Origin of the sequence: Paenibacillus sp. Soil766, assembly GCF_001428105.1 — a bacterium.
Classification (GTDB): domain Bacteria; phylum Bacillota; class Bacilli; order Paenibacillales; family NBRC-103111; genus Paenibacillus_E.
On sequence record NZ_LMSJ01000023.1, the window covers coordinates 24,790 to 39,138 of the forward strand.

The window sequence follows — 14,349 nt, forward strand, 5'->3', positions numbered from 1 at the left end:
TAACGAAATTGTCACAACTTTTTGCAAGCCACATTCATCCATTACTACCCTTATCTTGCACATTTTTTTTCCATTAATACACGACAACAGCAAAGTTACTCTACAGGGTACCAAAGTTGTTGTACTTGTTTGGAAATACCTGATCGAATTGCTTCTGACTGCTGAGCCCATTGCTCGCTATCGACAACGATCAACAAATCTGTTTGGGCTGATTTCCAGTGAATTGCTTTCGAATGCAAAGTTAATACGATTATGTAACGAAACCCGCTTTTCTTCAATTGATGTACGATGCTCTCCACTTGCTCACTTGCATCAGTATCTGCTATGTAATGAAGAGCTGGATAAGTGACAACTCTACCCTTGTAAGGAATCTCGATAATTTCCATGACATCACGAAGCCGCTCCAACACTGTGGTCACTTGCATCGGATCCTCATCACCTGTCAAACCCGTCACAGGAAGAAGACATGTATCCAAGTAGGGTTTCAATTCCGTCCATTCCTGTGCAACAATCTCATTAAACTTCAAGGTGTAGCGCCTCCCTATCATTTACCAAAAGAACATCCGCTATGTAGCGCAAGCTCAACTTGTACTTAAAGTACTTTAATCCGTCCTTTCTTAGCTGTCAATCAGGTATTCAGTCGAACATCGAAACCTTGTAGATCACATACAAAAAAGACATGGGATTGGCATCCTCATGTCTTCATGTTTACTTACTCATGCGCAGCAAATGATTACCCTAGTGATTGTAAAATCCTTAATTCAGATGTTAGCGCCAAAAAGGATGTCTGATCTCCTTTAGCAAGTGCGCTGTCAATTTCCTTATAAAGATTTTCTTCTCTATATTTGCGTAAGGCATTATCCCAAATCATTTCCGCGAAAAGTGCCAGCAGCGCATCGTTAGATACATTCATTTTTCCCATGAGACCTACCTCCAAATGTTGTCCGCGGTTTGTCAGGAGCTTCTTTTTCGCAAAAATATATGTCTGCATTTTGGTGTACGCCAACCCGTTGTTATGCTCCTATTACATCATATTCACTAGTGAATTCAACGCTTCATTCAAAAGCCCGTTTGAGCCGGAATGTGTTAATACCTAGATCAGAAAAGTACAACTTTGTCTTCCTCTGCAATACTAATTCCTCGAATTACTTTAGAGCCTAGCTTAGTGACCTGAATAACGGCCCCATACGTGTGATCTTCGCCTATCCGGATCAGGCCCAAGTGCATCATCATTTGGATGATTCGCTGCTCGACAATGGATTCTGAACCGTCGTAGTAAAATGGTTTAACTAATTTGCTAAACAAATCTACAATCGAAGCCAACGTCACCCATTGATCACAAAGTCGATCCAGCCAAACCGCTATACTTTGTAAATTCGGAATCGGATTTTTGTATAACCTCAGCCAAAACGTGTACACATCCGTTACTGATTCTTTCTTCCCTTCCAGTAAACGTTCCTTACCTGCTTCTGTAATACGAAGCACTAGGCCATGTTCACTGATGAATTGGTGGTAATAGCAATAATCATAGATAAGTGAAAATCGATTTGGGTATTCCTTAAACATACGTCCGTAACCGAATCGCCATGTCCCCTTAGCTACCAATCCCTCTTGAACAGATAAACTAGCGAGAAGCTGCCCAAGCTGTTTTTTGTACATAAAGCCATCTGCTGTTAATGGCATTTCTTGCTGTGCAACTGCGGTTAAGAAATGAAAGATGTCATCGACTAGAAGTACTTGCTCATCACGATAGATCAGTGGTTCTTCAGTTTTCACCAAATCTTGCTTGAATTGCTTCGCTAGTACATCACTAAATCTTCGTTTTAGATCCGCTGGAACATGAAATAAGTATTTGGTTTGTTGGGAATACCCGTTAAACAACCAACCTAATTTCTTGAATTTTAGGATCATATCCCTTGGATTCCAATCTTCTGATGACTCTACTTTCTGAAAGCGTGATTGCTGGGCTCTAGCGATGAGTTCCTCCATATTAAACGCATTGCGAGGGTCTGAGAGCAGGGAGTTAAGGAAGCGAATGTTTTCCAAACTAAGACTTTGAATGTGTTTTTCGAAGATGTCTTTGCGCATGGCCGTACTCAGGATCGATTGAATCAACTCATTCTTAGAATGACCATTGCACTCACACTCGTAGGTATGTGCAATTCGGCCTAATTCATGGATATCGGCATAGCTGAGCATATCCGCTAGGTTCATTTCCATCCTACATCTCCCATCTGGCGGAGCTTTCTACTCCGATGTTTCTAGTAACCATTATGGGATTTTTTTCCGAAAATATTCCGCGAACAACAAAAAAACATGACTCTAGCGAGTCATGTTTACTTTCATACCATCGTATCAGAGGTCGTTTGCAAATGGGTTAAACAATTGTATAACTGGAGCTCCCACTGATCTCTTTGCCGTAACAACAAGGTCAATGACGTATTCTGTAAGAACTCCTCTTGATTCAATTTCAAAACACGAAGCACTTGAACGATAAAACCACCATGAGAGATGAGTAAGATCTTCTTACTAGGGTACTGATTCAAAATTTCTGTTTCAAGCTCCAACCATCTTGTCCATAGCTCACTATCCGACTCTTGGCCCAGATCCTGAAGCTTCCATTCGGCCCCCCAGCGCTCTTCACGCTCAACGGCAGTAGTTCCTTCAACCAAACCGTATTTGCGCTCTCTCAAGCGTTTATCTGTGCGCAATAGCGGGATGCCAGACAATGTAGAGATAATTTGTGCGGTTTCATTCGCTCGTTTCAAGTCACTGCTAAGGATTCCATCCCAACTTTCCTGAGATAGACGCAGCCCAAGTAATCGAGCTTGCTCTCTGCCTTCGTCCGTTAAGTCTGTATCCAACTGTCCTTGCAACTTGCCGAGTCGATTCCACTCCGTGCTTCCGTGACGTATAAACCCTATCGTTGTCATGCTTTTACCTCCAGCGCTAGAAATGCAAAATGCTCCACCAGGAGCATTAAGTTTTCGTTCGTGATAACCAATTCATAATAATAATAGTTGCTATTAAGCCGAGAAGCGATACGACTAATAAGTAATGAGGGTACGAATGGATCGGTCCAACATGAAAACGTAAAGGTTCCATGAAGCTTGGATTCAGACTTGCTACCGCATCACCCAACTTGTGTCCATTCAATGATTCTGTACCGCTAATCTTTAGCGCTTGTGGCGCTTCGAGATCGTAAAGTGAATTGTCCGCGGAAGCCATCGTTGACTGCGGGGAGCCATCGTATACGATCGCAAATAAAAAGCTAAACACAAAAAGTGCTAAACAAAACGCTATAACAGCCGTCAAATTCCGTCTTAATTTATAGGAAATGGAATACATCCGTTCCGAAACTGGAATTCGCCATGATTCATCCTCATAAATACGGTTCATAACTTTGGTGGAGACAATGGGCTCAAAGTCCGTCAGCTCCTCGTCAGTTGCTGCAGTGCGGATAAGAATCATGCTCTCTTCCCATATTTGAAATTCCTCTTTACAGGAGTCGCACGTTTCTAAATGTTTATCTACCGCTGCACGACGCAGGTCATCATTCGGCAAATCCCAATAGACTCCAAATAATTCCTGGATCTCACTACACTTCATCGCTTGTCATCCCTTCGATTCTTCGAATATCGGTTCACTGAAATAAGGATCCAAATGCAATTTGACTGATGCTCTAGCTCTAAATAAGAGCGATTTCACCGAACTGACGGTTTGACCCAAAATGTTGGCAATTTCCTGATAATCCATCTGATCATATTCACGTAAAATCAAAGCCGATCTTTGCTTTTCTGGCAAGCTATTAATCGCTTCGCGAACCATGGACACCTTTTCGTTCCTCAACATAGCCTGCTCTGGCATCGCATCAAAAGAAGCATGCGGTGTGAGACCGCTTTGCTCTAGTGACACCTGGACACTTTTATTTTTGCGCAGCTCACTCAATACGGTATTACGGGCAATGGTATATAACCACGTAGAGAAAGATGCCTCGATCTCGCGGAAAGAATGCAAACTGCGATACGCTTTATAAAATGTTTCATTACACAAATCTTCCGCGATAGCTTCCATTTGTGTGCTCTTCAGCATGTGATAAATAAAAGCAAGGATTTTACGCTCGTAACGACGCATAAGCTCGTTATACAGCTGAACATTTCCATCCTTGATTTCTCTGATCAATTGGGAATCGGTCATTACGTGGCGACCCTCCTCGCGATTCCGGGTACCACTCCAACTGTTCATACATGTTTTACTTGTGTTGGAGTGAAAAGTTGCGTTGTATTGTAAAAAAAAAGTGAATGCGTAATTTGGCAAACAATTAGATTTTAATCTATTCTCGATTCAAGACGAGATTCCTGCTAGATTCGACAAATTGTTGGATAAAGTTCATATTTCTACTACAACTCTACTATCGACATCTCCTGCATTCCTTTTATATGTATGAAAAAGGCAAAAAAAAACCGCCGATTCGGCGGTTGCACTTATAGTGCGATTATCGGATAGGAGTGGAGAGAAACCATACTGTACTTTTATTATATGTATACGGTTTCATTCTGTCAACACTTTTTTGAAAACGTTTACCAAGCATCATTTTGAACTAGCTAATAGTGATTGTTCTCTCTTGGCCTGCTTGATCAAATTACTAATGGAATGTGGACGAACAAATGGACTTCCACCGTTGATTCGAGGTATTTGCATTGCATCTGTCCATTCTGAAGCAATTCCGGCTTTCGTTGTAAATGCATACTGAATACCTGCTTCATGCAAGTATGAAATCGTCGTATCATCGTAACTACCATACGGGTAAGCATAAGAATCTACATTATTCGAAGCATTCAGTTCCTTGAGTTTATCCATACATTTACGAGTATCTTGAACAATTCTACTCTTAAACTCAACCTCAGTCTCTAGCTTACCATTCAGAACAACCTTGTTGGATAACAGCGGCTTTCCATCTTTCATTGCATGAAGCTCATCGGAATGCCCTTGGAATTCAATATTAGGGTCTTCACTACGCATTTGTTTAATCTCAGCCTTAGATAAAGTCGCTAACTTAGACTTTTTGGGATCATCCAAATCTTTCGTAATAACGAAATTCACTGCAGGGATATGAAGCTTCTTTAGAATTGGAAATGCATGCGTGTAGAAACTTTCGTAGCCATCATCAAATGTGATAAGCAATGCATTATCAGGTACTGGTTTTCCTTCGTTTTTGAAGTCTTTAAATTGATCCATCGTAATAAAATGAAAGCCTTTCCTTTGCAACGATACTAGCTGCCGCTCAAATAGCCTCGGTGTGATTGTGACAGAGTTCTGCTCAAATTCGTCAATGTGATGATAAACGATTACGGCAACCTCATTGGAGTAATACACATCTTTCGCACTTGCTAAAATAGGTGAAAAATTAAGAATGACAATCATGACCGCTAGTATGCTTACAATGAACATTCGGTACTTCAGATCAACCGCCCCATAACAATGAATAGTATGTAAATAATTAACAAGTCCCATTATAGCATGAGGCTTTAGACCTGTGAATCCGCTACAAAAAATAAAAGAACTCCCTTTGCGATGGCGGATACCAACACAAAGAAAGTCCTGAATGTTACAAGTAATTCAAAAATTAAACATGCACCGCATATTCTTTACCTAATAACTCCGCAGCGCGATCTGCATCCTCTTGGTTACGGAAAGACAATCGGAGAATACCAGGCACATCTTCACGGCTCTCGATAATTTGAATATTGCTCAGATTGATTCGAGCATTCCCAAGTAAAGATGTTATTGAACCTATGATGCCCGGGTGATCGGGCACATCTACATAAATATCAAATAAGGACGTAAGAACACCTTTACGACGTTCTGGCAACTTGCTGCGGAATTCTCCAGCAATACGAAACTGTTCCGCAATTCCTTCACCATCACTTTGCTCAATCAACTGGACGAATCGAGAAATCTCATCATTCCAATCCTTGAGCAGCTTGAGTATAACTTCACGATTGTTGACTAGAATATCACGCCATATCGTCGGTTCGCTTGAGGCGATCCTAGTAATATCTCGAAAGCCCCCTGCTGCCAAGTTTTGATACAAAGGATTACTCTCGTTATAGCTTCTTACTTGATTAACTAGTGCTACGGCAATGATATGCGGCAAATGGCTGATAGCACCAACGATGTCATCATGCTCACGCGCATCCACTTGGACGATTTGTGCTTTCGTGTGACTAAGTAGACTTGTCAGACGATCCACTTCAGCCTGTGGCGTACCTTCTGCTGGTGTTAACACATAGAAAGCATTCTCGTACAAGTGAGATGAAGCAGCCTCCACCCCGTGACGCTCAGAGCCGGCCATCGGATGACCACCGATAAAATAGTAGCCTTCCTTCAAGTGCGCTGCTGCACTTTCTGTAATTGAAGCTTTCGTACTGCCCACATCTGTTATGATACAGCCTTGTTTTAGTGGCAGCTTCATTAGCTTCTGAACATATTCCTCCAAATTACCCACAGGTACACATAGGAAGATATAGTCAGCTCCATCAACCGCTTCTGCCATATCGGTAGTTGCATAGTCGACAACATTCCGTTTCAGCAGTTTTTGGACAGAGTTCGGATTAGGCGAATGGCCGACAACGGTAAAGTCTGGTTTTCCTTTGTAACATAAGGCAAGAGATCCACCGATCAGACCTACTCCGAATATTGCTATTTTCGTCATGACAAGAATCAACCTTTATCTTCTGAATTAGACTAGAACAGGAACTTCTGCAAGAACCTCCGTTAGAGCCGCAATGAATTTGGCATTTTGCTCACTTGAACCAATTGTGACACGCAGTGAAGTTGGGAAGCCCAACATATGACCACCACGAACGATTAGCCCTCGGCGCAATAAGCCGTTGAATACCTCTGCTGCTGGACGAGCTACGTCCACCATAATGAAGTTTCCATGTGCAGGAAACGAGTGCAGCCCAAGTTGTTTGAATTGTTCTTCTAAATAGTTTAAACCAGCTGTATTCGCTTCGCGGCAGTTCGCGATGAAATCCTGATCTTTAATTGCCGCAAGAGCAGCAGCTTGTGCGAAACGAGTCGTATTGAAGGGCTCACGCACTTGATTAATCGAACGAATGACATCTGGATGCCCTATTCCATAACCAATACGAAGTGAAGCCAATCCATAAATTTTGGAGAAAGTACGTAGGGAGATCACATTCTTGTATTGCCCAATAAGCTCAATGCTATCTGGGAACTCACCTGTTGTGTTGTACTCACAATAAGCTTCATCTAGTACAACAATCGTGTGTGCAGGAACTTTAGCTAAGAAAGCTTTAATTTCCGCATCTGTATTCATCGTACCCGTTGGGTTATTGGGATTACAAATCCAAACGATTTTTGTGCGATCCGTAATGGCCTCAGCCATGGCATCCAAATCATGAGTACCATCTTTCAATGGAACTTCAATGGAGATCGCGCCTTCGATTTCACAATTGTGTTTGTATTGCGGGAATGTGTGTGAAGCCATTACGGATTCATCACCTGGCACTAGAAAAGCACGTGCTAGCATAAGAATAACTTCATCCGAACCAGCGCCGAAAATTAGTTGATTCGTCTCAACCCCTAATGAAGCTGCAACAGCTTCTGTTAGTTGTACGGCGCCTCCATCTGGATACAAACTAATATTTGTTATTTCTGCTTCAATAGCAGCCTTCACATGTGGAGATGACCCGAATGGGTTTTCATTGGATGCAAGCTTAATTACTTCAGTTAAGCCAAGTTCACGCTTTACTTCCTCAATTGGCTTACCTGGTTGGTAGACTGGTAAATGTATAATGGTTTGTTTCGGTTTCATGAAGTCACCTCATCAATTAGTGGTTCGAACGTTTTAATTGACCTACAAAACTACCTATTAGCTTAAGACCTTCCGGATGAGCAGCGTCCTTGTCGAAATGTGGTAATGCGTTCTCAATCGTGCGGACAATCGCACTTCCTACGACAACACCATCGCACAGCTTCTCAAAGCGTTCAACCTGTTCACGCGATGATATGCCGAAGCCCACAACAATGGGAACAGACGCGGCTTCACGAACGGTTGTTAGGAAATCTTCAATGCCGCCAAAAAATTCAGCGCGCTCGCCAGTTACCCCAAGGGAAGACACACAATAAACGAAACCGCGTGCACTCGCAGCAATACGTTGTACACGTTCATTCGAAGTTGGTGCAACTAAAGGAATCAAATGAACGCCATATTTCTCAGCAATTCCTCTAGTCTCACTATCTTCTTCCAACGGAAGATCTGGAATAATAATGCCACTAATTTCATTCTCCTGCATCACTTTGAAAATGCGTTCCAAACCTATTTGGAGAACAGGATTATAATAAGTAAAAAGAATGAACGGCAGCTGTGAACCGCGATTCCTTGCCTGTTTAGCAACATCGATCACATCAAAGATGGAAATTTTCCGTTTCAACGCGCGCTCTGATGAGCGCTGAATAACGGGTCCATCTGCGAGTGGATCCGAGTAAGGAACCCCAAGCTCGATTAAATCCGCGCCACCGCGTTCCATTTCTAGAATCAACTCCAAGGATGCCTCAATCGAAGGGTCACCAATCGTTAGAAAAGGGATCATGGCGGTTTCACCGCGCGCTTTGAGTTCTGCAAAACGACTGTCAATACGGTTCATCGCTTATACCCCCTCGCCAAGATAACTAATAATGGATTCCACATCTTTATCGCCGCGGCCTGACAAGCTCACGATAATGATTTGATCCTTCGACATCGTCGGTGCTAATTTCAACGTATGTGCAATGGCATGTGCGCTCTCTAAAGCAGGGATTATGCCTTCTGTGCGGCTCAATAATTGAAGTGCATCCAGTGCTTCTTGATCCGTTATTGGATAATAAGTAGCACGCTCAGCATCTTTAAGATACGCATGTTCTGGACCGATACCCGGGTAGTCCAAGCCGGCTGAGATCGAATGCGCTGGTAAAACTTGACCATACTCATCCTGAAGCAAGTAGCTAAGTGATCCTTGGAATACACCCGGCGTTCCTTTAGTCATCGTTGCTGCATGCTCCTCCGTATTAACACCGCGACCTGCCGCCTCGACACCAATCAATTTCACGGACTCATCTTGAACGAATGGATAGAAGATCCCCATCGCATTACTGCCTCCACCAACACATGCAACTACCGCATCGGGCAATCTGCCTTCTGTTTCTAAGATTTGCTCACGGGACTCATCCCCGATCACGCGTTGGAAATCACGAACCATCATCGGATAAGGATGCGGTCCCGTTACGGATCCAAGAATATAGTACGTATCTTGAACGTTACTTACCCAGTACCGCAATGTTTCGTTACAAGCATCTTTCAATGTACGTGTTCCTGAAGTAACAGGAATGACTTCCGAGCCTAACAATTTCATGCGAAACACATTCAATTGCTGACGCTTCGTGTCTTCTTCACCCATGAATACTTTACATTCGAAACCCATTAGAGCTGCGACAGTCGCTGAAGCAACACCATGTTGACCTGCCCCAGTTTCTGCGATGATTTTCTTTTTACCCATCCGTTTGGCAAGTACTGCTTGACCGATGGTGTTATTAATTTTGTGTGCCCCTGTATGATTTAAATCTTCACGTTTCAAATAAATCTTTGCTCCGCCGAGAAGCTCAGTTAAGCGCTCTGCATAATAAAGCGGAGTAGGTCTCCCGGAATACTGCTTCTGCAAATAACGAACCTCTGCAATGAATTCAGGATCATCTTTATATCGTGCATAAGCTTCTTCAAGCTCATGTAAGGCATTCATCAATGTCTCGGGCACATAGCGGCCACCGAACTTGCCAAATCTACCATGCTGATCAGGTACTTGTGTCACTTACGGGTCACCCTTTCCACAAACGCGGTTATTTTCGCAATATCTTTCACGCCATCTGTCTCCACGCCGCTCGATACATCAACGCCATCAGGAGCATATGCATGTACTAATTGATCTACGTTATCATGTCGGAGTCCGCCAGCTACTAGCAATTGAATACCAGCAGAACGAGCCCAATCTTGATAAACAGGTATACAATCCCAGGCAAAAGTTGTCCCAGAACCGCCTCCATATACAGGGTCAAAGGTATCTAATAAGATGGCATCTACATGCCCGATATAAGGATTTAATTGCTCAGCTACCTTGGATAGAGAAGGTATGGCATCTTCTGTTTTGGAGATGGAAACGGATTTAAATACTTGTACACCAAAATGTTCACGAACCCAGCCACAGAAAGCTGGTGTTTCCTGGCTATGAAGCTGCACGATATCCAAAGGAGCTGCAGCTAAGATTTCGATCAACTGTTCCTTCGTTGGATTAACAAATACACCAACTGATCGTGGAACTGTCTGACCCTTCGCTTCCTCTGCCTTCAAAAAAGCAATCAGTTCGGCTGCCTTCTCTGGCGTGATCTGTCGCTTGCTTGGTGCAAAAACAAAGCCGATATGAGCTATCGGCAAATGTACGATTGATTTTAACACTTCAACGCTTTGAAGTCCACAAATTTTTACCGTTGGAATTGTTCCCACAGTCATCAAATCCGCCTCTTTCTACGTATAAATGCGAGTTCAAAAAGCCCATTTTTCAGCACAGGAGAAGATTGAAAGAAGCTGGTGGTCTTTTTGAACAACCTCTATAACTATGCCTTATTGACCAACTCGCCCATTAACTGATGAACGGCTTGTTCTACAACGGGTTGTCGCATGAAATGCTCTCCGATCAATACAGCTTGTGCCCCTACTTTCTCGACATAAGCCATATCCTCAACGGTAGATATCCCACTTTCACTCACCACAGTTTTACCCTTTGGCATTAAGCTTATTAATTCTTCCGTTGTTCCTAAATCGGTTACGAAAGTTTTTAAATTTCGATTATTTACACCTATCATTTGAGTATCCAGCTCTAGTGCGCGCTCCAACTCTTCACGATCATGCACTTCAACGAGTGCATCTAGACCAAGATCCTTCGCAAGTCTCAAATATTGCTTCATTTGCTCCGTTGTCAAAATCGCTGCAATAAGCAGAATGGCATCTGCTCCCAGTAGTCTTGCTTCATAGATTTGCTTCGGGTCAATGGTGAAATCTTTGCGTAACAACGGAACATTCGCTGCTTTACGCACAGCTTTCAAATAGTCATTGCTTCCTTGGAAATACGAAACATCGGTCAATACCGAAATACAATCTGCGCCTGCACGTTCATAAGCCTGGGCTAATCCAACAGGTTCGAAATCAGCGCGAATCAATCCTTTGGATGGCGAAGCTTTCTTCACTTCCGCGATAAGTCCCATGGAACGATGTTTCCCAAGCGTCAATGCCCGCTCAAAGCCTAAACAAGGAGGAAGCTGAGAAATTAACTTTTCAGCCTCCGCGATCGAAAACTGGCTCATCGCCTCAACTTCTACACGCTTTGTAGCTACAATTTTATCAAGAAACATGGCATAGTTCTCCTGTGTATTGGATTAAATCTTGCAATTTTTGCTCCGCACGCCCCGAATCAATGACTTCTGCAGCAAATTTCACGCCCTGTTGAAGCGTGCCTACTTGACCGGTTACATAAAAGCAAGCCGCAGCATTCGCTAACACGATGTCCCGATAAGGACCTTTTTCACCAGCAAAAATATGACGAATAATTTCTGCATTAAGGGCAGCATCTCCACCCGCTACATCTTTGATACTATGTGCACGAAGACCTAAATCGTCAGGTGTAATGGTATAAGTCGTGATAATATCTGATTTCAATTCAGTCACCTTCGTTGGCGCTGAGATACTGAATTCATCTAAACCATCTTCACTAGCCACAACAAGTGCACGCTTTAGACCAAGTGCTTGCAGCGATTGCGCTAGCATCTCTGTCTTGGTTCTGTCGAAGACGCCTAGCACCTGACGATCTGCACCCGCAGGATTCGTAAGCGGTCCAAGCAAATTGAAAACCGTTCTAAATCCAAGTTCTTTGCGCGGTGCTGCAACATGCTTCATCGATTGATGATAAGCCTGTGCGAACATAAAGCAAATGCCAGTACGTTCAAGACATTTGGCCGCTTGTTCCCCGCTCAGTGTAATCTTTACGCCAAGCGCTTCTAGGACATCCGCACTACCGCTTTTACTCGACATTGCTCTATTGCCATGCTTCGCTACTCGAATACCGCCTGCTGAGGCTACGATGGCAGCTGTCGTTGAGATATTGAATGTGTCAGCACCATCTCCACCTGTTCCGCACGTATCGAGGAGGTCACTTTGGTGTACGTTCACTTGCACAGCTTTGCTTCGCATCGTCTCAGCAAACCCTGTAATCTCTTCAAACGTTTCCCCTTTGATACGAAGCGCCGTCAATAAACTGCCTATTTGTGCTGGTGTTGCAGCCCCATCCATAATCTCAGACATGACGATGCGCGCTTCTTCTCGGGATAAATGATTGCCACTGATTACTTTACCAAGAGCTTGTTGTATCGAAATTGTTCCACTCATGTTCTTCCATGCCCCTTCCTTCTATGAGTTAACAAAATAATCTTTGTTAATATCGCTTACAGGTCTAGGCTCAGGACTGAACATGGCTTCTGCCATACGAATTGATTTCAGTAAAGCCGTCGCTTTGTTCACGGTTTCTTGATATTCACTCTCAGGTACAGAATCCCAAACGATTCCGGCTCCTGCTTGCACATAGGCCTTACCTTTTTTGAACACAATCGTCCGGATCGTAATACAAGTGTCCAAATTCCCGGAAAATCCTAGATAACCAATCGCACCAGCGTAAGAGCCGCGAGACTCTGGTTCCAGTTCAGCAATAATGCCCATCGCTCTCAGTTTCGGTGCTCCAGACACCGTGCCTGCAGGCATACAGGAAAGGAAAGCATCGAAGAAATCCTTATCCTTGGCAATTTTACCAGATACGTTGGAAACGATGTGCATCACGTGTGAGTACCTCTCAATATCCATAAAGGTATCACATTTGACTGTACCAAATTCAGAGACACGCCCGATATCATTGCGTCCAAGATCAACAAGCATCAGATGCTCAGCACGTTCTTTCTCGTCAGCAAGCAATTCTATTTCATAGGCATGGTCTTCCTCTGGTGTTTTCCCTCTAGGTCTTGTTCCAGCAATCGGCCGCGTCTCTACTTTTTCTTCCTCAACTCGTACTAACAATTCCGGAGACGTGCCCACGATAACCTCGTCATCCATTTTCAGCACATACATATAAGGGGATGGATTCATTGTTCGTAGTACACGATACACTTGTAAAGGAGAAACCGTTGTTTCCATTTCAAAACGCTGCGAGAGCACGACTTGGAAAATATCGCCGGCACGAATGTAATCCTTCGCTTTGTTTACATTGGATATGAACTTTTCCTTCGTAATATTCGAGCGAATTTCACCCAAATCTGGTTCGGACACGATTGGATTGTGCGTCATCGTATCGGAACTAAGGGGCCGTTTAATTTTCTCAATTGTGGCATCAATTTTCTCACATGTTGCTTGATATGCTTTTGCAATATCTGAATCCGTTGCGAATTGGGGAACATGTATGTTAGCAATCACTTTGATCTGTTGTTTGAAATGATCAAACACGATAACCTGATCACAAAACATGAATTGAATATCATTCATTTGTAAGTCATCAATCTGATGAGCCGGTAGTTTCTCATAGTATTGCAATAAATCATATCCGAAGAATCCAACTGCCCCCCCCGTAAAGCGAGGCAGGTCTGCAAGTTGAGGGCTGGAGTAGGAACGAAGGTACGCCTTCAACACTTCGATCGGTTTCTCATCCGTGATTTTTTTCTCGGACCCCGTTTCGACCGTTGTTTTTCCATGCTTCGCCGTGATCATCAAGAATGGATCGCTGCCTAAGAAGGAATAACGGGCCCACTTCACTCCTCCTTCAACGCTTTCTAATAAAAAAGCACGAGGCTCTTGGTATAAATGTTGGAACACACGTATAGGCGTCTCGGTATCCGCTAGTAAATGACGCACTACTGGGATAAGATTATAATCTTTGGACAAACGAATGACTTCTTGCAATTCAGGTGTATACATGGAAACATCCCCTCTCAGCTTGTGAGCTACTCGCTGTCTGCGGCGCTCAAAACTCTATTCGAATACAAAAAAACCTCTACCAGGGGTAGAGGTTGACTTTAGTTTCAGTAGACGATCAGGATGAATGTGAAAAAAAGAATACGAAGCTTGGGTATGAACAAATAGACGATCCCTCTGGGAACGATCCAATGGTCATATAGCTACTTTACTTTTTCTCATCTCAACTCGGCTCTGCTCTACTCGACTAAACTCTGCTCTACTAACCTAAACTCATCTAACTTCAC

Annotated in this window: 15 protein-coding genes; all 15 read right to left on the reverse strand. The window is 43.3% G+C overall.

The features are described 5' to 3' along the window. Positions 1–95: 95 nt before the first annotated feature. Complete coding sequence (locus ASG89_RS17535; RefSeq protein ID WP_057312010.1) at positions 96–527, reverse strand: DUF2487 family protein; 432 nt, start codon at positions 525–527, stop codon at positions 96–98. A 206-nt stretch (positions 528–733) separates the two neighbouring features. Continuing rightward, entirely contained in the window at positions 734–922 is a 189-nt protein-coding gene (locus ASG89_RS17540) for an IDEAL domain-containing protein (RefSeq protein ID WP_056616951.1), read from the reverse strand. A gap of 176 nt (positions 923–1,098) precedes the next feature. Continuing rightward, complete coding sequence (locus ASG89_RS17545) at positions 1,099–2,220, reverse strand: hypothetical protein (RefSeq protein ID WP_321166516.1); 1,122 nt, start codon at positions 2,218–2,220, stop codon at positions 1,099–1,101. 122 nt (positions 2,221–2,342) lie between these two features. Continuing rightward, the gene (locus ASG89_RS17550; protein WP_057312011.1) at positions 2,343–2,933 is read right to left on the reverse strand and encodes a histidine phosphatase family protein; all 591 of its coding nucleotides are present in this window, start codon (positions 2,931–2,933) and stop codon (positions 2,343–2,345) included. 46 nt (positions 2,934–2,979) lie between these two features. Further along, positions 2,980–3,609, reverse strand: coding sequence for an anti-sigma factor family protein (locus ASG89_RS17555; protein WP_057312013.1), 630 nt, complete (start codon positions 3,607–3,609; stop codon positions 2,980–2,982). A 6-nt stretch (positions 3,610–3,615) separates the two neighbouring features. Further along, positions 3,616–4,197, reverse strand: a complete 582-nt coding sequence (locus ASG89_RS17560) for an RNA polymerase sigma factor (protein ID WP_056614299.1) — start codon at positions 4,195–4,197, stop codon at positions 3,616–3,618. A 393-nt stretch (positions 4,198–4,590) separates the two neighbouring features. Next, the gene (locus tag ASG89_RS17565) at positions 4,591–5,451 is read right to left on the reverse strand and encodes a polysaccharide deacetylase family protein (protein ID WP_057312015.1); all 861 of its coding nucleotides are present in this window, start codon (positions 5,449–5,451) and stop codon (positions 4,591–4,593) included. A 175-nt stretch (positions 5,452–5,626) separates the two neighbouring features. Continuing rightward, positions 5,627–6,715: a prephenate dehydrogenase gene (locus tag ASG89_RS17570; RefSeq protein WP_057312017.1), complete on the reverse strand. Its 1,089-nt coding sequence runs from the start codon at positions 6,713–6,715 to the stop codon at positions 5,627–5,629. Positions 6,716–6,742: 27 nt separating this feature from the next. Further along, a complete protein-coding gene (gene hisC / locus ASG89_RS17575; RefSeq protein ID WP_057312019.1) occupies positions 6,743–7,843 on the reverse strand; it encodes a histidinol-phosphate transaminase in 1,101 nt (366 codons plus the stop codon). Positions 7,844–7,859: 16 nt separating this feature from the next. Next, positions 7,860–8,675 carry a tryptophan synthase subunit alpha gene (trpA, locus tag ASG89_RS17580; RefSeq protein ID WP_057312021.1) on the reverse strand — a complete coding sequence of 272 codons (816 nt, stop codon included), beginning with the start codon at positions 8,673–8,675 and terminating at the stop codon, positions 7,860–7,862. Positions 8,676–8,678: 3 nt separating this feature from the next. Then, the gene (gene trpB, locus ASG89_RS17585; protein ID WP_057312023.1) at positions 8,679–9,872 is read right to left on the reverse strand and encodes a tryptophan synthase subunit beta; all 1,194 of its coding nucleotides are present in this window, start codon (positions 9,870–9,872) and stop codon (positions 8,679–8,681) included. Further along, positions 9,869–10,567, reverse strand: a complete 699-nt coding sequence (locus ASG89_RS17590) for a phosphoribosylanthranilate isomerase (RefSeq protein WP_057312024.1) — start codon at positions 10,565–10,567, stop codon at positions 9,869–9,871. The genes trpB and ASG89_RS17590 overlap by 4 nt, the downstream gene beginning before the upstream one ends. A gap of 104 nt (positions 10,568–10,671) precedes the next feature. Next, positions 10,672–11,466: an indole-3-glycerol phosphate synthase TrpC gene (gene trpC, locus ASG89_RS17595; protein WP_057312026.1), complete on the reverse strand. Its 795-nt coding sequence runs from the start codon at positions 11,464–11,466 to the stop codon at positions 10,672–10,674. Then, complete coding sequence (gene trpD, locus ASG89_RS17600; protein ID WP_057312028.1) at positions 11,456–12,496, reverse strand: anthranilate phosphoribosyltransferase; 1,041 nt, start codon at positions 12,494–12,496, stop codon at positions 11,456–11,458. The genes trpC and trpD overlap by 11 nt, the downstream gene beginning before the upstream one ends. A gap of 21 nt (positions 12,497–12,517) precedes the next feature. Further along, positions 12,518–14,065 (reverse strand): anthranilate synthase component I, encoded by a 1,548-nt coding sequence (trpE, locus tag ASG89_RS17605; protein ID WP_057312030.1) that lies wholly within the window; start codon positions 14,063–14,065, stop codon positions 12,518–12,520. Positions 14,066–14,349 lie beyond the last annotated feature (284 nt).